Source organism: Luteimonas mephitis DSM 12574 (assembly GCF_000422305.1).
GTDB lineage: Bacteria > Pseudomonadota > Gammaproteobacteria > Xanthomonadales > Xanthomonadaceae > Luteimonas > Luteimonas mephitis.
This window is the reverse complement of sequence record NZ_KE383817.1, coordinates 1-17,662: the sequence shown is the minus strand read 5'-3', so window position 1 is coordinate 17,662 and position 17,662 is coordinate 1. Positions and strand designations below refer to the sequence as shown.

The following is a 17,662-nucleotide window of genomic DNA, read 5'->3' as shown; positions in this document are numbered from 1 at the left end:
CTCAGGGATCGTCATCGATGCGATAGGCCAGCGGGCGCAGCAGGCGTGCGGCCTTTAACGCCCGGGCGGCCAGACGGGTCAGTGGCAGGAAGCCGGCCAGCATGGTCCTGCTGTCGGGCAGCATCGCGCCGATGAACGAGCCCTCGCGCGAACTGCTGTCGAACATCGCCACTTCCGGCAAGGCCGCCGGGATCGCGGCCAGAAGCGACAGGATGTTCGCCTTGCCCGGACTGGCGCCGGAAAACTCCGGATCGTGCGCGGTCTTGAAGGCGTTCATGGTGGCGGCGACCCGGAACCCGCTGGCCGATGCGATCACGCGCCCGTCGAGCAGCGTCTCGCAGAACACCGTGCTGCCGATTGCCCTGAACCGCCGGCACATGTCTTCGAAGAATGCGGTCTCGGTGGCGGAACTGCGCATCGAACTGTGCGAGTTGCCCTTCCATCCCATGTGCTCGATGTCGAGATGGCGTGCGATGGCCTCGTCGGTGACATCCGCGCCAAGCAGCAAGCGGAAGGAAAGCCTGCCCGACGCTGCCAGCCGGCGCTGCCTGCGCTCGATGTCGCCGGCGACGCGGCGGGGAATTCGCGAGCGGGCATCGGGCGCCGCATCGTAGCGGAGCACGGGGCGCTGGAGCGCGCGCAGCGGGTACCAGCGTTGCCCTGCTGCGTCGGCGCGTCCGCGCAATGCCTGCAGCACCGGGTCGTCATCGGCGACGTTGCGGAATGCGATCGCCTGCGGCCCGCGCACGCCGCGATCCAGGTGCCCGAGCAGGGCGTCGGCCACCTCCTGCGCCGCGCCGGGGGCGCACAGCAGGCCGTCCTGGAACGTGTGCCGCGTGCGGAAGCAGCGCAGGTGGGGGAGCGGCGCGAACAGCGTGGGCCGGTGGTGGGTGAAGCAGCCCACCCCGAGCAGTTCGCTGCCGCCGGCATTCCTGCGTTCGATCACCGCGATCCGCGCGGGGTTGCCCGGGTCGAGCAGGCGCGATGCGGGGAGCACGAACTGCGGCATGGCGTAGAGGTTGGTATGCGCGGTCTGCATGCCCAGCTGCGTCCAGGCCTGGTACAGGCGGTCATCCACCTCGTCGACAGTGCGCCAGTGAAACTCGAGCATGGCTAGGCCCGTTTGCCCTTGAGTCGCCACCAGATGCGGCGCAGTCGTGCAGCCGTTCCGATGCGATCCAGCGACACCCAGGCCATCGAACCGGCCTGTGCGCCCATGCGGCGCTTGTAGGGCGAATCCCCGGCCATCAGCTCGAACCGGGTCATACCATCGTCCAGCTGCTGCTGGATCAGGTGCGAGAGCAGCAGCAAGCCGGGGCTGTCGTGGAATGTCGCGGCGTCGTAGCAGATGCCGGACTGGTAGAAATACGCGGTGCCGTTCGACACGATGCTGTAGGCGTAGCCGATCGGAACTTCGCCCGCCGAGAGCCTGGACAGCTGCGCCCCGCTGCTGCTGTCGGATTGCAGCAGAAGTTGCTCGTGGAACCGCAGCACTCGCGGGTTTCCGAACGCGCCGTCGGTGCCGTTCTTTCGTTGCCAGTAGCGCCGATGCTGGACGACGAGCGCGCGGAAGAATGCCAGTCGCTGTGCGGGCGAGTCGGCCGTCTCCAGGGTGACCGGCCCCAGGCTCTGCTCGAACCTGCGTTGGGTGCGTCGCACCGAGGCGCGGGTCTTGCTGCCGAGGCTGGGCAGGTACTGCTGACCGGCCGCGCTCAGGGCGGCCAGGTCGACGTAATGCGTGGGCCGGGAGAGCAGGCGTATCTCCACGGGCAGCGCGCGCAGCGACGCCATCGGGATGCCGGCGGCGTCGAGGCCGGGCAGGGCGATCGTCAGCCAGTGACGCTCGTGTTCGAGCAGGTGCGACACCACCGCGACGAGGGCGTGCTCGTGATGCCCGGTTTCGCACAGCAGGCCGTTGTATTCGATGGTCAGGCTGTCGAGTTCGCGGCTGCCTGTTTCATGCAGCCGCAGGCTGGCCGGGGCCAGTCCGAACAGGCGGCCGCGCCGCGTGATGATGCCCATCGCCACGAGCCGGCCATCGTGGTGCACCGACAACAGCCGGGCCAGGCGCCGGGGGCAGATGGTCTCCAGCCACGTGCCGATCCACTGCCACGACACGAAGGCGCTGCCGCCGGCCCGTGCCTGCAGCGCCAGCCACCGCTCGCGCAGGACATCGTTTGCCGGCAATGGCGCAAGCGTGACCTGGTAATCGCGCGGCAACGGGCCTGCTTCAAGGTGCATCGTGTCCTGCTCCCCCCGGGGCAGTGGTACGGGCAGCCGGCTTACTGGCCGAACGTCAGATCCATTCCGCGCTCGACCCCGACCTTCGGCGACCAGTCCAGCGTATCGCGTGCCGCGCTGGTGTCGAAATTGGCCAGGGGCCGGAGCGATCGCACCCGGTAACGGGTCAGCGGAACGTCGCGCCGCAGCAGCTTGCCCAGCAGCTCCACACCGAACCCGAGGCAGAGGAACATCCACACCGGGACGCGCACGATGCGCAGCTCGTCGCCGAGCCGCGCCTTGCAGCGCTGCAGGTAGCGCTGTTGGGCGATCTCGTCGGGATCCACCACGTTGAACAGCTGCCCCGCCGCGGCGGGCAGCCGGGCTGCCTGGAGCAGGGCGTCGATGAGGTCGTCGAGGTACACCAGCGGCAGCGTCTGCGTGCCGCTGCCGACCGCAACCCAGCGGCCGGCCAGTGCGATCGTCCCGTTCGGGGTGACGTGCTCGGCACCGGGGCCGAAGATCTGTCCCGGCCGGATGATCACGGCGGGCAAGCCCTGCTCGCGGATCGCGGCACTGACGACCTGCTCGGCTGCCAGCTTGGTCTGGGTGTAAGCGCCGCGCAGCTGCGGGTGCGGCTCGAACGCGGAGGCTTCGTTGACGGTGCGGGACGGGTCGCGGCCGGCGTGGTCAAGCACGCTGAGCGAGCTCACGTACACCAGCCGCGGCGTGGCGCAGGCCAGGCAGGCGTCGACGATGTTGCGCGTGCCCCAGGTGGTTCCGGCCTCGAAGTCGCGCGGGCCGCCGCGCATCGCGGCGCCGACGTGGTAGACGATGCCGGCATCGGTGACGGCGTGGCGCACGATCCGCGGATCGCCCAGGTCGCCGATCACCATCTGGATGCCAGGGTCTTCCAGGTAGGCGGCCAGCGGCCGCCTGACCAGCACGCGCACGGTCTGGCCGCTGGCGCGCAGCCGCTTGACCAACGCGCGCCCCACGAAACCGGCCGCACCCGTGACCAGCGCATCTGCGGGCTGCAGCGCGGCGTAGCGCGCTTCCAGCATCTCTAGGCGCTGCCGGTCCGGCGCGGCGCAGACCGGATCGAGCAGGCGGGCGATGCGCAACGCGTCTTCCGCGTCGAAGGGCGGCGCGGCGCCATCGCGCGCGGCGTGCGCGAATTCGATCGCGCCGCGCTGGATCCCGGGCGAGGGTTTCAGCTGCCCGGTGGCGAAGCGCAGCACGTTCCACGGCACCTGGAAAAGATCGCGCGCGGCACGGGTCACGGCGTTGACCACGATGCCGATGAACTTCGGCCCCGGGAGCACGCGCTGGATCCGGCAGGTCTGCAGGAAGCGGTCGACCTCGATGATGCCGCGGGTGCCGCGGACGAAGAGCCGGTTCTCCATCGGCCGCGCATTCCATGACAGCAGCAACCGGCCCAGGCCTTGCTCGGCCTGGACGTGCGCCTGCCATTCGTCGAAATGCACGTTGGGATCGGTGCCGCGCGACTGGTAGTCGACGCGTACTTCCGACACCGCTCCGAGAAAGGCTTCGAGCGTGTACAGTCCGTGCACGCCGAGATCGCGGAACGGGTAGCTGCCCTGGCTGACGCTGGACGGCAACGGCCCGCCGGCGTACGGCGGGTACTCGGAATTTCGGATGATGTCGACCGACACGACCTCGCCGATGCGCCCGCTGCGCGCGGCATCCAGTGCGCGCATCAACACCGGGTCGAACAGGTCCGAATGGTTGACGCCCAGCAGCCGTTTCGCGGACCGGGCCTTCGCCAACATGGCTTCGCAGTCGGCGACCGAATCGGCCATGGGCTTCTCGACCAGCACGTGGCAGCCCATGTCCAGCGCCTGCATGGCCAGGGCGCGGTGCGAGGCGGGCGGGGTGAGGATGTAGGCGGCGTCCGGCGCGGCATCTGCCAGTTCCGGAAGACCGGCGGCGATGCGGGCGATCCCGAAGCGGCTGGCCAGCGCCTGAGCGGCGGCCGTGTTCGGGTCGCAGATGCCGACGATGTCGACATGGTTCAGCCGCTTCAGGGCGGCGATGTGGTGGCCGGCGACGTAGCCCGCGCCAACGATGGCGACGCGCAGTTTGCTGGAGTCCGGTGGTGTCATGGAAAGTCTGGTCAGGTACGGGAAAGAGGAGGCGGTGGGTCGCGCCTGGCGGTGAAAGCCGCGGAAACTACGCGCAGGATTTCATCGACGCGACTGTCCCAGGACTGATCAACCACGGCGGCCATGCGCTGCGCCGCGGCGTCGGCGGGCTCGCCCGCCAGCACGTCGTCCAGCGCGGACAGGAACGCCTCGCGATCGTCCACCACCCGGACCCAGCGCGAGAACTTCTCGATCTCCGGATTGCGGGTGCTGACGACCGGCTTGCCGGTCGCGAGGTATTCGCGAAGCTTCAACGGATTCGCATTGGCGACCTGGCGCGTCTGGCGGTACGGGATGATCGCCACGTCGAACGCCTTCGCCCAGTGCGGCAGGCTCCGGTAGGGCTGCGCGCCGACCATGCGGACATTGGGCATCGCACGCAGCGCCGCCACGTCGGTGGCCGCGTGGCCTACCAGCAGGAAGGTCCAGCCCGGGCGCTGCTGCGCGAGCCAGTGCAGCAGCGGCACGTCGATCCACTCGTGGATCGAGCCGTGGTAGCCGACCACCGGCGAGGGCAAGTCGCGCGCGCCTTCGGCCACGGTGGTGGCGGGGTCGGCGGCCATTGCGAACAGGTCGACGTCCACGCCGTGGGGCGAGAACACGACGCGGTCGTTGAGTGCGCGCTTGGCGTCGAGCAGTGCCGGCGGGGCGACGAACAGGACATCCGCGCACCGGCTCAGTTCGCGGTCGCGCAGTTCGATCAGCTCTGCGTCCACGCCCGGATGCGCGGCGTAGTCGTCGATGCAGTAGTAGACGCAGAGTTCTTCGCCCAGGGCGCGGGCGAGAAAGCCGGGGTGGGGCACGACAAACCACGAGATCGCCCGCCGGATGCCGGCAAGGCGCATCGCCCGGCGCACCGCCCAGCGGCCGAACAGGCGGTTGCACAGGTCGATGCCGGGGATGCGCCGGAACGGCAGCTGCGGGACGGTGCAGTGCCAGAGGCCTTCCGAGACCCGCGTGGGCGGGCGCAGGGTGGCGGCCAGTTTGCGCAGAGCGCGCTTGACGTCGCGTCCCGAGGCGCTGGGAGCGCGCATCCCGGGTGAGTCGACGTACAGCAGCGGCGCCACCTTCGAAAGTCGTTCGGCGATGTGGTGGCTGCTCGTGCGATTCTCCGCATGCCAGTCGTTGCCGAAATAGACGATGCCGAGGCCATGCGGCAAGGCAGGGTCAGGCATCGTGCCACCAACCCACCAGCCAGGCCGTCTTGCCATGGTGGAACCAGCCCTTGTGCAGGCCCGGGACGCGATCCAGCTGCTCTCCAAGCTTTCCGCAGGCGGGCGCAAAGAACGTGACCAGCCCGTTGCGTCCCAGCGCACGCATGCGTTCGATGGTCGCTCCCGGGTCGCGGAGGTAATAGAGCATCTCGCACGCGGTGACCAGGTCGAAGCGCTTGCCTTCGGCGGTCCATGGCTGGGTAAACACGTCGGCGACGGCGAACTGGACGCCGGGCAGGCGCTGCCGGGCCCGCTCGATCGCCTGCGGGCTGATGTCGATGGCGTATTGGCATTTGCACACCCGCGCCAGGTATTCGGTCTGGTGGCCTTCGCCGCATCCCAGTTCGAGCACCGAGTCGAGCTGCCCGAAGGCCTTCCGGATGATGTCGTTCGTCGCCCGGAAGCGCGCCTGTTCCATCTCGGACTGCATGTTCCACGGGTCTTCCATGCGGTACGCGAGGTCGAGCCGCGCCGCATTGTCGTTGCCGGCGCCACGCAGGGCGTATTTCATCCACAGGCGGCGCGGCACCTTCTTTACCAGTGCGGCGGCCTTGTTCAGCATGTGACCGGCCTGCGCCGGATCAACAGCGCGGCTGTGCCTGTTGCCTGGCCGCGCTGGCGTCGACGTCGCCGGCATCCGGGCTGGCCTTGCGCGCGCGCAGCGGATGCAGCGGCGAGCTGTACCAGTTGCTCACCTTGCCGCATCGGAATTCGATCCAGGACGGGCCGTAACTCCACAGTGCATCGTCGTCATTGAATGGCGCTCCTTGCAATCGCCGCACCGTGGTGCGATCGGTACCCAGTTCGAATGTCGGATCCACCGCAGCGTGGGCTCCGCTTGGTTGGATCGAAGCGGCGGTGTGCAGGACCGGCTCCGCCTCATGCCGGGGTGCTAGCCAGAACAGCACGATCCCGCTCAATCCCAGCACAAGCACATAACGCAGCCAGGGGCGCGAAGCGGACATGATTTCCGGGTCGGCCTGTGGCGCATCGAGGTGGCTCGGTGAGACCGTCGCCGCGGGTGTTGCCATCGCCGCGGCAAGTGGAGCCCCTCGCCGTACGGACGGCGCGCGCGGCGCGCCGGGAAGGCGACCGTGCCGGCGCTCGAAATCCAGCGCGGCGGTGTACAGCCGGTTGAGGCGCTGCAGCTGTTCGACGCTGCCCGTTGCACCCGGGAGATCCGGATGCAGGTCGCGAACCCGTCGCCGGTAGGCTTGTTTCAGGGTTGCGATCGAGCAGTCCGCGGTCAAGCCCAGGGCGTTGTAGAGTGCGGCGAAATCGATATCGTCCTTCATTGCACTCCCCGTGGACGGTTTGACTCGCTGATTGCGTTCCTATGCAAGTGTGCATCCCGCGGCGGATGCTGTCACGGCCGCGCGCCGGCAATGACTTGGACGATCAGGACAGGAGTGGATGGGAAGGATGGCGGGCGTGGTGGAGTCGAAGCAGGGGCAGGAGGCCATCGGAGGCCATCGCGAGCGAGTCGCGGGCCTGAGCCAGCGTCTTGGCCTGATGCCGCTGGCACGGGCGCTCCGGCAGGTGCTGAAACAGGATGTCCGCATCCTTGCCTATCATCGCGTCCTCGACAGCGTCGAGCCGGAAGGATTCGCATTCGATGCCGAACTGATCAGCGCATCGGCAGACATGTTCCGGCAGCAGATGGCGTTGCTCAGGCGCCGCTTCCATCCATTGCGCTTCAGCGAACTGCTCGATTGCATCGACGCGGGCCGCGCCGTGCCGCCGCGCTCGGTGCTGGTCACGTTCGATGATGGCTACGATGACAACTACCGAGTTGCATGGCCGATCCTGCGGGATCTCGACATGTCGGCGATGTTCTTCGTCTCCACGGGGCATATCGATACCGGCCTGCCTTATGCCTACGACTGGCTGGCCCACATGCTGTGCTCGATGCCTGCCGGCGAGCTGTCGCTCCCGGAGATCGGCTTGCAGACCCAGCTCGCAGGCCCCGGTCCGTCGCGACGCGCGCTGGTAGCCGCGGTGCTCGACCGGGCCAAGGCGCTGGACGCGGCCACGCAGGAGGCATTGATCACGCGGCTGGAGGAGCAACTGGCCATGCCGCGCGAGGGGGGAGACGACAACTGCCGTCCCATGACCTGGGAGCAGCTGCGGCAGATGCGGGAATCCGGCATGGAAGTGGGTTCGCATGGCGTCAGCCATCGCATGCTGGCAAAGCTGCCGCGGGCGCAGATGCGGGCGGAGCTTGTCGATTCGCGCCAGGCCCTGGCGCGTGAGCTCGGCATCCAGGCGCAGGTGCTGTCGTTCCCGGTGGGCGGTCGCGACGCGTTCAACGACGAGGTCATCGAGGCGGCGCGCGACGCGGGCTACCGGATGGCCTGCAGCTACCTTGCAGGAACCAGCACCCTCGCGCAGGCGCATCATTTCCGCATGGCCAGGCTTCCCGTCGAACGGCAGATGGGCATGGCGTGGTTCGAGGCGATGCTGTCGGTGCCGGAGGTCTTCTCGTACACGTCCCGCAGTCGCAAAGCCTGACGGACGCCCGGCGCACATGTTCATTTTCATGGCGATCTACCTGGCCCTGGTGCTGCTGCGGCCGCAGGATTACCCGGTCTGGGTGGACCAGATGGCCGGCGTGCCCTTGCTTCCGATCAGCCTGGTGATGGCCGCGCTGTTCTGGGCGCTGTCCCCGCAGAAGTCCTTCGACGCGCCGCAGTACATCCTGATGCCCGTGTTCCTGGTCTTCGCGATGCTGACCAAGGTCGCCAATGGCTGGATGGGCGGCACGATCATGATCCTGGCCTACTTCGGTCCGGTGGTCATGGCCTTCTTCCTCATGGCCAACGCGGTCAACACCCGCCGACGATTGCTCGGCATGATGGCGGTATTCACCGTGTGCGCGGGCATCATGTCCCTGCACGGCATCGAGCAGGTCCAGCTTGGCGTGGGCTGGACCGGGATCGGCCTGTCGCAGGCAACCCGGATCCAGTACGTGGGCATCTTCAATGACCCCAACGACCTGGGCATGGTGTTCATCATGTGCCTGCCGATGGCCATGCTGCTCGCCGGGCGCGGCGGTTTGTTCGGCCTCAGGCGGCTGTTCTGGCTGGTGGTGGCCGCGATCCTGGTGTACGGCGTTTACCTGACCGATTCGCGCGGCACGCTGCTGGCGCTGGTGGTGATGCTGGGCGTGTATGCATGGCGGCGGCACGGGCTGGTGCCCGCGGGCGTCCTGGGCGTGGCGGCACTGGCGGGCCTGATGCTGCTGCCATCGCGCCTGCAGGACATGGAGGTCAGCGAGGACTCGGCCATGGGCCGGGTGGATGCGTGGTACGAGGGCCTGCAGATGTTCTTCGCCGACCCGGTGTTCGGCATCGGCGCCGGCGGTTACTCCGACCTCAATCAGCTGACTGCGCACAATTCCTTCGTGCTGGTGCTGACCGAAACGGGCTTCATCGGGTTCATGCTCTGGATCGCCTTCGTCGGCTATGGCTTCCGGATGCTGCTGGCCGTCCTCGACGAGCCCCGCGACATCGGCCTGACCGGCTGGGTTCCCGACGAGGCCAGCGACGCGGATCTGCTCGAGCTGCAGCGCGAATGGACGTTCGACCGCAAGCTGGCGCTCGCGCTTTTCCTGTCGATGTGCGGGTTCTTCGCCTGCGCCTTCTTCCTGAGCCGCGGTTACGTGGTGATCCTCTACCTGCAGGCGGCGTTGGTGGTGGCGTACTACACCATGATGCGTGCCCGCTATCCGGATCTGCCCGAGTTCAAGCTGGGCAACGACATCCTTCGCTGGCCGATCTACGCTGCGATCGGCGTTGTACTACTGATCATCGTGGTCAAAGTCCTGTTTGCACTTTCATGAGCATGCGCTCGAAAACCCTGCGCAACACCCTGTTCTCCTCGGTGGGACTCTATACCGAGTACGTGCTGGGAATGTTGACGGCTATCGTGATCGCCCGGCACCTGGGACCGGATCACTACGGTGTCTACAGCCTGGCGATCTGGCTGGTGGCTGTCGGCGTGGCATTCACCAACTCCGGCACGGCGGGCGGCGCAATCAAGTTCGTGGCCGAACTGCGCGGCGCGGAGCGGGAGGACCTCATCCCCTGCTTGCTGCGCTACCTGCGGCATGCGCAGCGACTGTTCCTGCTGATCGTGCTGGTGGCCGGCGCGCTGCTGTTCGTCTTCGCCGGCGACAAGCTGATGCCGGGCCTGAATCACTGGATGCTGCTCGGGTTCCTCGTCGTCGCAGTGGCGACGCGGGCGTCGTACATGTTCAACATCGGCGTGGCAAAGGGATTCGAGAACTTCCGCGCGACCGCGATCGTCGCGATGATCGCCACGCCGCTGAACCTGGCGATGGTGCTGGCGGTGATGTGGTTGGATGGTTCTATCACCTGGCTGCTTGCCGTCTTCGTGGTGTCCGGGCTGGTCTTCTACGAAACCTCGCGCCGCCAGATCGGGAGCCTGGTCCCGGCGACCGTTCCCGGCGCCGCCATGGGCAGCGGCCTGATCGCGCGCGTCAACCGGCACATGAAGTTCACCGCCTGCATCGTGACGGTCGGCTTCTTCGCCGCGAGCGAGGTCGAGGTGCTGTTTCTCAACCTGTACGCAGAGCCGGCGGCAGCGGGGCAGTTCAAGGTGGCCTACCAGCTCGCCACGGGCGCGGCGCTGCTGGTGCCGGGAGTATTCGCGGCCCTCCTGTTGCCAATGATGGCCAATGCGCTGAGCCGAGGACATGAGGTCGCTGGTCGCCGGTTCGTGGCGTCCACGTTTTACCTGACGTTCCTCGCCGCGCCGCTGGTGGCGTTCGGGATCGTGTTTTCCGATTCGGTGATCGGCGTGCTGTACGGACCGGCGTATGCGGCGGCAGGGCCGGTCTTCGCGGTCTGTCTGGCCATGGCCGCGCTCGTGACCACCACCCAGGGCGCTTCGAGCTTGCTGATCAGCGCCGACCACCAGGGGCAGATCCTGGTGGTCTCACTGGTCTGTGGCGTGCTGAAGGTAGTTCTCGATGCGGTTCTGATCTCGCGCCATGGCCTGGATGGTGCGGTGGTTGCCTTTGCGCTGGTCGCGGTGATCGGTGCGATTGCCGTCGTGTGGCTGGCGATCCGCACCAGCGGAGTGGCACCGCATTGGTGGCGCCTGCTCCGGATCTGGGCGGCAGCACTGCTGGCGGGGCTGTTGGCCTTGCCGCTACGCGACCACATGCCGGCAATCGCACAGATCATCGCCGGCACGTTGGTGGTCTCGCTTGTCTACGGCATGCTGACCGTGCTGTTCGGCTGCTGGAGCCGCGATGACATCGGGTACGTGCAGCAGATCCACCAGCGCCTGGCTGGGAGCCGGCCGCGTCTGGGCGCGAAGCTTCTGGCATGGGCCCACGCCAGGGCAAGGCCGGAGCCGACGTGAGCGTGGCCTACGAGAACCTGTTTCGGGGGTTGCTGTTCCCGGTCTACGAGTCGGGGATGCGGCGACGCCGGACGCTGCAGTACCTGCACGAGTACGAGCGCAACCAGTGGCTCGACCCGGAGCAGATACGGGCGATGCAGTGGAGCAAGCTGAAAGTGCTCATCGACCACTGCTGGGAGAACGTGCCCTATTACCGCGAGCGTTGGCAGCAGCTGGGTGTGGAGCCCGGCGACATCCGCTCGATGGACGACTACGCCTTGCTGCCGGTGCTGGAGAAGGCCGATATCCGCGCGAATTTCGAGCGCATGGTCGCACGCGGCTGGCGCAGGAAGATCCTGTTCAAGACCACGGGCGGCTCCACCGGAGAGCCGTTGCGCTTCGGCTACACGCGTGAAAGTTACGAACGCAGGGTGGCGGTCATGTTCCGGGGCTATGGCTGGGCCGGCGCCCGCCTCGGGCAGCGGACGCTGTACCTGTGGGGGCAATCGTCAGGGCGCCGGTCGATGAAGGATTTACTGCACCAGGTCGCCTTCCACCGGCGCACCCTCAATGCATTCGCGATGAGTGAATCGCGAATGCCGGAGTATGCCGCGTTCATCGATCGCTACAGGCCGGAAGTGATCGTGTCGTATATCGCTCCCATCGTGAAGCTCGCCGAATGGGTCATGGCGACCGGCCACCGGATCCACCGGCCGTCGCTGGTGCTGGGCGCAGCGGAAAGCCTGCACGAGGCGCAGCGGGAGGTGATCGAGCGGGCTTTCGGCTGCCCGGCCTACAACACCTACGGCTGCCGGGAATTCATGCTCGTGGCGGCGGAATGCAAGCACCGCAACGGCCTGCACGTCAATGCCGATCACCTGGCGGTCGAGCTGGGTGCCGGCTTGACCGGTGCAGCCTCGGACGGCGCGCGCGACGTGATCGTGACCGACCTGCACAACTTTGGCATGCCGTTGCTGCGCTACGCCAACGGCGACCTCGCAACCGAAGGTGCGGGACGCTGTGACTGCGGTCGTGGCTTGCCCCTGCTGTCAAGGATCGATGGCCGCAAGCTGGACGCCCTGCGTACGCCGGACGGCAGGTTTCTGCCCGGCGAGTTCATCGTGTACGCCTTCCTCAAGATCAGCGGCGTCGATCGTTATCAGGTCGTGCAACGCGAGTTGGGCGTGCTCGACGTCAACGTGGTGCGCGCGCCGGGGTTCGACGAATCGGAAATGGAAGGTGTCGTGCGGGAGCTGGAGTCGCGTTTCGGCCAGGCCACGGCGATTCGCGTCCACTATGTCGACGAAATCAAGCTCACCCCCACAGGCAAGCATCGCGTGACCATCTCGGAGCTCCAATGAAAGGCCGTTCTTCATGAGGATCACGCATTTCGTCGAGAACCTGGCGCGTGGCGGACTTGAGCGCGTAGTAATCAACCTCGTCCAGGCACAGGTGGAGGAGGGCCACGAATGCCAGGTCATCTGCCTGTTCGAGCATGGCGCGCTGGCGAAGGAACTGATCGACGCCGGTATTCCCGTGATGGCCTGCAGGAAGCGCCGGGGGCCGGACTTGCTCGCCCTGGCCAGGGCGCGCCGCGCGCTGGCCAAGAGCAGATGCGAAGTGCTGCACAGCCACAACGACCTCGCGCACTACTACGCGGTGGCTGCATCGCGGGGGCTCGGGATCAGCCGGATAGTGAATACCCGGCACGGCATGCCGGCGACTGCGAAGTCCAGTCGCCGCGCGTGGCTCTATCGCAAGGCCATGCGCTTCACCGACACGGTGGTGGCCGTCGGCGAAACCGTCCGCGGTTTCTTCGTGGGCCTGGGGATCGAGCCGCGGCGTGGAATCGTCTCCATTCCCAACGGCATCCACGTGCAGGAGTTCTCGCCAGCGAACGCCGATGCGCACGCGCGGCTGACCGCCGAGCTGGGGCTGCCAGGCACGACCCGGCTGCTGGGGAACGTAGGCAGGTTGAGTCCGGTCAAGAACCAGACAAGCCTGCTGCGCGCCTTCTCCATGGTCAGGGCGTCAATTCCGGAAAGCGCGCTGCTTGTCGTCGGGGATGGCGAACTGCGGGCTGAACTGGAGGCGCTGGCGGCCAGCGAGGGGCTGGCGGATGCGGTGTTCTTCCTTGGCGCCCGCGGTGACGTGGCCAGGTTGCTCGAGGCCCTGGACCTGTTCGTCCTGTCGTCGCTGAGCGAAGGCTATTCGATGGCGCTGCTCGAGGCTTGCGCGGCAGGCCTGCCGATCGTGGCCACCGACGTCGGCGGCAACGCCGAGATCGTCCGCGCGGGCGTCAACGGGCTGTTGGTGCCGCCGGCTGAGCCGGAGGCGATGGCCGCGGCCATCCGCGACCTGCTGAGAACCCCGGTGCGTGCGGCACAGTTCGGCAGGGCCGGGCGCGAATGGGTACTGGAGGAAGGCTCCTTCCGCATGATGGCCGAACGCTATGCCCGGATCTACGCAGCATGATCGAGCTTTTCCTGTTGCGTCAGGGCAGGCCGCGTGCGGCCGAGCAAGACATGCGCGGTCGCCGCACATGACGATTACGCCACGACCAAGGCGCCTGCTGCTTCTCGGCCTGTTTCCCAACGCCTGGGTGGAAACATCCGGTGACCGGGCGCAGCCGACGCTGTACCTGACTTTCGACGACGGGCCGCATCCACAGTACACCCCGCCCTTGCTGGAACTGCTGGCCGAGCATGATGCGAAGGCGACATTCTTCCTCGTCGGCAACCAGGTCGAACGCCACCCCGAGCTGGCGAAACGCATCGCGCAGGCGGGTCACTTGCTGGGCAACCATTCCTACTCGCACCCCGCCTTCGAATCCCTGTCCTTGCGACAGCAAGTCGAGGAGATCGAGCGTACCGACCGCTTGCTCCATGCCATCGACGGCAGGCTGCACCATCCGTTCCGGCCACCCCGGGGGGTGCTGTCGCCTGCGATGCTGCTGCACATCCTGTGGCGTCGGCGCCGAATTGGCTACTGGTCCTACGACAGTCTCGACTACAGTCGCCGGCCCGCGCCGGAACTGATCGAACTGGCAGACCGCCACCCACCACGCAACGGCGATATCGTCCTGATGCACGACGACAGCGATATCTCGCTCGATGTCCTGCGCACGATGCTGCCGCAGTGGAAGCGTGATGGCTTCCGGTTTCGCGCGATTCGCCCCGAAGGAAATCCGTAGCGTCGTCATCAATGATCGTAGCCCCGTGAGGGTGCGGTGGCTTCGTGCTTTCCAGGGGGCGATGTTCCGGGCTGCATGCCTGTCCTCGAACGGTGCGGGTTTGCGTTGAAGGGGAAGGGGCTTTTCATGGCCCGTTCCCAATGGAGCCGCGTGTGAGTGTTCTTGTCGTTGCGGGGTTCATGGCCATCGTTCTGGCAGCTGCAGCGGCGGCGTTCTGGTTGCTGCTGCGCGCGCGCAACATGCAGAACTGGATCGGTTCTTACGTCTTCAGCAAGCGCACGCCGAGACCGGCGGGCCCGATCCATGTGATGTTCTGCTTCGTCGATCATTTCGAGCCCATGTGGCATGGAGCCGACCTTGCGACCCAGCGCGCGCGCGTGGATCGCTGGTGCCGCGACTACCGCGCACTGGCCTCGCGCCACCGCGACGCCGACGGGCGCCCGCCGCAGCACACGTTCTTCTATCCGGAAGAGGAATACGCCGCGGAGCACCTGGAGAAGATCGCCGCGCTGTGCGCGGACGGCTATGGCGAGATCGAGGTGCACCTGCACCACGACAACGATACCGAGGCGAACTTCCGCGAATCGATCACGCGCTTCTGCCGTGTGCTGCACGAGCGCCACGGAGCGCTTCCGGTCGACCCGGTCTCCGGCGAGATCCAGTTCGGCTTCATCCACGGCAACTGGTGCCTGGACAACTCGCGCGCGGACGGCCGCTGGTGCGGCATCGACAACGAACTGATCCTGCTGCGTGACCTGGGGTGCTACGCGGATTTCACCCTGCCGTCGGCGCCCAGCGACACCCAAACCAGCACCATCAACTCCATTTACTACGCCACCGACGACCCGTTGCGGCCGAAATCCCATGACAAGGGCGTGGCAGTGCGGGCAGGAGGCGAGCCCAGCGGGGACCTGATGATCGTGCAGGGGCCGCTGCGGCTGAACTGGCGCGAGCGCCGGATGGGCATCGTGCCGCGGATCGAAGCCTCCGACGTCAGGCGGGGCTGCCCTCCGACGCCGGCGCGCGTGGACGCGTGGGTCGATACAGGCATCCACGTGGAAGGGCGGCCGGAGTGGGTTTTCGTCAAGGTGCATACCCACGGCACCCAGGAGCAGGACATGGACACCCTGCTGGGGCCTGCCTCGGACGCCATGCATGCCTACCTCGAGAGTGCCTACAACGACGGCAGCCGCTACGTGCTGCATTACGTGAGCTCGCGCGAGGTCTACAACATCATCAAGGCGGCCGAAGCCGGCAAGTGCGGGAATCCCGGTGACTATCGCGACTTCGTGCTGCCGCCGCCGCCGTCGTCCTGGGCGGGCGGGCGGCTGCGCACGGGGGCGTGACGATGCCGCTGCAAGCGTCCTCGGGGCAGCCGCGGGTGAGCGTGATCATGCCGGTATTCAATGCCGAGCGGACCATGCGCAGGTCGATCGAATCCGTGCTCGGCCAGAGCTTTCGCGAGCTGGAGCTGGTCGCCGTCGACGATGGCTCCAGTGACGGTTCCCTGGGCATCCTCCGGGAGTACGCGGCCGGCGATGCGCGGGTGCAGGTCATCGCGCAACCCCGCAATGCGGGCGTGGCGGAGGCGCGCAACGCCGGAGTGCGCAACGCGAGCGGCACCTATATCGCGTTCCTGGACAGCGACGACTGGTGGCATCCGCGCAAGCTTGAACTGCAGATCCGGCAGATGGCCGCGGCGGGCGCGCTGGTGTCCTATTCAGGGTACCGGCGCGTGGCCGAGGATGGGCGCGAGCTGTCCGTGGTGCGGCCTCCCGGCATGGTGCGCTACGCCGACATGCTGAGAGGCAACCACATCGGCAACCTCACCGGCGTCTATGACCGGAAGATGGGCGATGGCAGTTTCCGGCGGATCGGGCACGAGGACTACGTTTTCTGGCTCGAGCGGGTTCGCCAGGCGGGCAGCGCACTGTGCGTCGAGCACGACGAGCCGCTGGCGTACTACCTAGTGCGGGACGGTTCGGTCTCGGCGAACAAGCTGCGCGCCGCAGGCTGGCAATGGCGGATCTATCGCGACGTCGAGGGGCTCGGCCTCGTGCGGGCGTCGTGGTACTTCCTGCATTACGCCGGCAACGCGCTGCTGAAACGCAGGCAGGCGCTTGCCTGAGGACGCCACCGAACCCGCGCGGCATTGGCCGCGCGTGCGCCGTTACGCCTGTCGGGCTTCAGTTCTCGTAGAGTTCAACGACATATCCGCTGCTGCTGCCGTTGACATCGATGCGCCAGCCTTTCCCGTACTCGCCCGAGTTCACCGCGTTCCAGTTGCGCACACTCAGGGTGGCATTGGCGGGTTGCAACACGCGCATGCGGAGATTCCCGGCGCGGGCCTCGCGGCCGTTGATGGTGGGCTGGACAGGGACGTTGAGCTGGAAGGTGGCGGTGGTGCCGGTGCCGAGGCTGAAGGTGTCGCTGACGGTGAGCTTGCGGTTGCCGAAGTCGAGCTTGCGTTTCCAGCTGCGTACCGCGGTGCTGCCACAGTAGGCAGGGGTGAGGTTGGCGGTGGCCGAGAAAGCACCACCGTTGCCGGGGGTGACGGCCATGGTCGAGGTACTGGGCTCGCACTGGCTGATGATCCGGCCGCCATTCTCGAACCGGACCACGTTGTGGGTGTCGGTGCCCTGCTGGATGCCGCTGTGGCTCCAGATGTTCTCGGTCACGGCCAGCCAGTCGTTGGCGAACAGGGTGAAGCCGCCCTGGTCCTGGGCGGCATGGCTTTCGTTGTAGGGGCCGGCGTTGAAGGCCACCCACATGGCGGACCGGGACCAGTCGGTGCGGGCAAACAGGTTGCCGGTGCCCTTGGCGTGGTAGATCAGCTCGGTGGGAGGATTGCCGGCGGAACCGGCCGGGAGCAGGTCGTAGCGGCGGTTGAAGCCGTTGCTCATGCGCGCCACGGAGATGTGCGACAGCCACCACGATGCACGATCGCGGGCGACGGTGTCGTTGCTGACGTAGCGGGCCTCGAGTACCAGGCGGCGGTGGTAGTCATAGAGTTCGGGGATCGAATTGCGCGCCTGGTCGCCGAGCGGGGCGAAGCGGTCGAGGGTGGGGACGGTGGCGTGGATCCAGTAGTAGATGCTGTCGGTGGCGTGGGAATTGGTATTGGCCAGGTCGACGCCGGTGGCGTCGTGCCAGGTGCGGTACAGCGAGAACAGGCGCATGTGCGAGGTGCCGTAGCCGGTGCCTTCGAGGCTGCCGCCGCCGGGGAGTTTGGCGAAGTAGGCCTGCAGGGCGGGCAGCTTGTCGTTGCGCAGCAGGTTCATCCAGGTGCTGTTGCCGCTGGCCAGGGCCCAGTACATCGTGGCCTCGATGAAGCTGTAGTAGTAGTTGTTGCCGGGATTGCTGGTGGACCAGCCCGACCAAGGGAAACTGCGTCCGCCCCAGGTGGCGGCGCTCGGATTCCAGACGTTCCACACGGCCTGCTGGGCGTAGTTCGACCAGCGGGTCTTCTGTGCGGATGACACGCGCGCGGCGCAGACCTG

General features: G+C 67.1%; 15 protein-coding genes. 8 read left to right on the top strand and 7 right to left on the bottom strand.

Annotation, left to right across the window (positions count from 1 at the left end; translation table 11 throughout):
- Position 1: 1 nt before the first annotated feature.
- Genes H570_RS0113785 through H570_RS0113760 form a run of 6 tightly spaced genes read right to left on the bottom strand, consistent with a single transcriptional unit; the run spans position 2 to position 6,894 of the window.
- Entirely contained in the window at positions 2-1,111 is a 1,110-nt protein-coding gene (locus tag H570_RS0113785) for a GNAT family N-acetyltransferase (RefSeq protein WP_027081252.1), read from the bottom strand.
- 2 nt (positions 1,112-1,113) lie between these two features.
- Positions 1,114-2,241 carry a GNAT family N-acetyltransferase gene (locus H570_RS0113780; RefSeq protein ID WP_084500265.1) on the bottom strand — a complete coding sequence of 376 codons (1,128 nt, stop codon included), beginning with the start codon at positions 2,239-2,241 and terminating at the stop codon, positions 1,114-1,116.
- A 41-nt stretch (positions 2,242-2,282) separates the two neighbouring features.
- The gene (locus H570_RS0113775) at positions 2,283-4,346 is read right to left on the bottom strand and encodes an NAD-dependent epimerase/dehydratase family protein (protein ID WP_027081250.1); all 2,064 of its coding nucleotides are present in this window, start codon (positions 4,344-4,346) and stop codon (positions 2,283-2,285) included.
- A gap of 11 nt (positions 4,347-4,357) precedes the next feature.
- On the bottom strand, positions 4,358-5,560 hold the full coding sequence (locus H570_RS0113770; RefSeq protein WP_169447786.1) for a glycosyltransferase: 1,203 nt from the start codon (positions 5,558-5,560) through the stop codon (positions 4,358-4,360).
- The gene (locus H570_RS18360) at positions 5,553-6,161 is read right to left on the bottom strand and encodes a class I SAM-dependent methyltransferase (protein ID WP_051176432.1); all 609 of its coding nucleotides are present in this window, start codon (positions 6,159-6,161) and stop codon (positions 5,553-5,555) included. Before H570_RS18360 ends, H570_RS0113770 begins: the two co-directional genes overlap by 8 nt.
- Before the next feature lie 19 nt (positions 6,162-6,180).
- Positions 6,181-6,894 carry a J domain-containing protein gene (locus H570_RS0113760; RefSeq protein WP_027081248.1) on the bottom strand — a complete coding sequence of 238 codons (714 nt, stop codon included), beginning with the start codon at positions 6,892-6,894 and terminating at the stop codon, positions 6,181-6,183.
- A gap of 127 nt (positions 6,895-7,021) precedes the next feature.
- On the opposite strand from H570_RS0113760, the gene H570_RS17665 reads away from it, so the two are divergent.
- The 8 genes from H570_RS17665 (at position 7,022) to H570_RS0113720 (ending at position 16,290) form a co-directional block, all read left to right on the top strand.
- Complete coding sequence (locus tag H570_RS17665) at positions 7,022-8,110, top strand: polysaccharide deacetylase family protein (protein WP_245559617.1); 1,089 nt, start codon at positions 7,022-7,024, stop codon at positions 8,108-8,110.
- A gap of 16 nt (positions 8,111-8,126) precedes the next feature.
- On the top strand, positions 8,127-9,440 hold the full coding sequence (locus H570_RS0113750) for an O-antigen ligase family protein (protein ID WP_027081247.1): 1,314 nt from the start codon (positions 8,127-8,129) through the stop codon (positions 9,438-9,440).
- Positions 9,437-10,990 (top strand): oligosaccharide flippase family protein, encoded by a 1,554-nt coding sequence (locus H570_RS0113745; protein WP_027081246.1) that lies wholly within the window; start codon positions 9,437-9,439, stop codon positions 10,988-10,990. Before H570_RS0113750 ends, H570_RS0113745 begins: the two co-directional genes overlap by 4 nt.
- Positions 10,987-12,330 (top strand): phenylacetate--CoA ligase family protein, encoded by a 1,344-nt coding sequence (locus H570_RS0113740; protein ID WP_027081245.1) that lies wholly within the window; start codon positions 10,987-10,989, stop codon positions 12,328-12,330. Before H570_RS0113745 ends, H570_RS0113740 begins: the two co-directional genes overlap by 4 nt.
- Positions 12,331-12,343: 13 nt before the next feature.
- Entirely contained in the window at positions 12,344-13,444 is a 1,101-nt protein-coding gene (locus H570_RS0113735; protein ID WP_027081244.1) for a glycosyltransferase, read from the top strand.
- Between the two features lie 67 nt (positions 13,445-13,511).
- A complete protein-coding gene (locus H570_RS0113730) occupies positions 13,512-14,162 on the top strand; it encodes a polysaccharide deacetylase family protein (RefSeq protein WP_027081243.1) in 651 nt (216 codons plus the stop codon).
- A gap of 179 nt (positions 14,163-14,341) precedes the next feature.
- A complete protein-coding gene (locus tag H570_RS0113725) occupies positions 14,342-15,508 on the top strand; it encodes a hypothetical protein (RefSeq protein ID WP_027081242.1) in 1,167 nt (388 codons plus the stop codon).
- Positions 15,509-15,510: 2 nt separating this feature from the next.
- Positions 15,511-16,290: a glycosyltransferase family 2 protein gene (locus H570_RS0113720; RefSeq protein WP_051176431.1), complete on the top strand. Its 780-nt coding sequence runs from the start codon at positions 15,511-15,513 to the stop codon at positions 16,288-16,290.
- Between the two features lie 58 nt (positions 16,291-16,348).
- Here the strand turns inward: H570_RS0113720 and H570_RS19170 are convergent.
- Positions 16,349-17,662, bottom strand: a 1,314-nt coding sequence (locus tag H570_RS19170; RefSeq protein ID WP_036136424.1) for a hypothetical protein, incomplete at its 5' end; no start/stop codon positions are given.

What these genes read in the sequence shown, in the direction of transcription:
- H570_RS0113780 (WP_084500265.1), bottom strand. Translation starts at nt 2,241, where the DNA reads ATGCACCTTGAAGCAGGCCCGTTGCCGCGCGATTACCAGGTCACGCTT.
- H570_RS0113725 (WP_027081242.1), top strand. Translation starts at nt 14,342, where the DNA reads ATGGCCATCGTTCTGGCAGCTGCAGCGGCGGCGTTCTGGTTGCTGCTG.
- H570_RS0113770 (WP_169447786.1), bottom strand. Translation starts at nt 5,560, where the DNA reads ATGCCTGACCCTGCCTTGCCGCATGGCCTCGGCATCGTCTATTTCGGC.
- H570_RS0113775 (WP_027081250.1), bottom strand. Translation starts at nt 4,346, where the DNA reads ATGACACCACCGGACTCCAGCAAACTGCGCGTCGCCATCGTTGGCGCG.
- H570_RS18360 (WP_051176432.1), bottom strand. Translation starts at nt 6,161, where the DNA reads ATGCTGAACAAGGCCGCCGCACTGGTAAAGAAGGTGCCGCGCCGCCTG.
- H570_RS0113730 (WP_027081243.1), top strand. Translation starts at nt 13,512, where the DNA reads ATGACGATTACGCCACGACCAAGGCGCCTGCTGCTTCTCGGCCTGTTT.
- H570_RS0113785 (WP_027081252.1), bottom strand. Translation starts at nt 1,111, where the DNA reads ATGCTCGAGTTTCACTGGCGCACTGTCGACGAGGTGGATGACCGCCTG.
- H570_RS0113735 (WP_027081244.1), top strand. Translation starts at nt 12,344, where the DNA reads ATGAGGATCACGCATTTCGTCGAGAACCTGGCGCGTGGCGGACTTGAG.
- H570_RS0113750 (WP_027081247.1), top strand. Translation starts at nt 8,127, where the DNA reads ATGTTCATTTTCATGGCGATCTACCTGGCCCTGGTGCTGCTGCGGCCG.
- H570_RS0113745 (WP_027081246.1), top strand. Translation starts at nt 9,437, where the DNA reads ATGAGCATGCGCTCGAAAACCCTGCGCAACACCCTGTTCTCCTCGGTG.
- H570_RS0113720 (WP_051176431.1), top strand. Translation starts at nt 15,511, where the DNA reads ATGCCGCTGCAAGCGTCCTCGGGGCAGCCGCGGGTGAGCGTGATCATG.
- H570_RS17665 (WP_245559617.1), top strand. Translation starts at nt 7,022, where the DNA reads ATGGCGGGCGTGGTGGAGTCGAAGCAGGGGCAGGAGGCCATCGGAGGC.
- H570_RS0113760 (WP_027081248.1), bottom strand. Translation starts at nt 6,894, where the DNA reads ATGAAGGACGATATCGATTTCGCCGCACTCTACAACGCCCTGGGCTTG.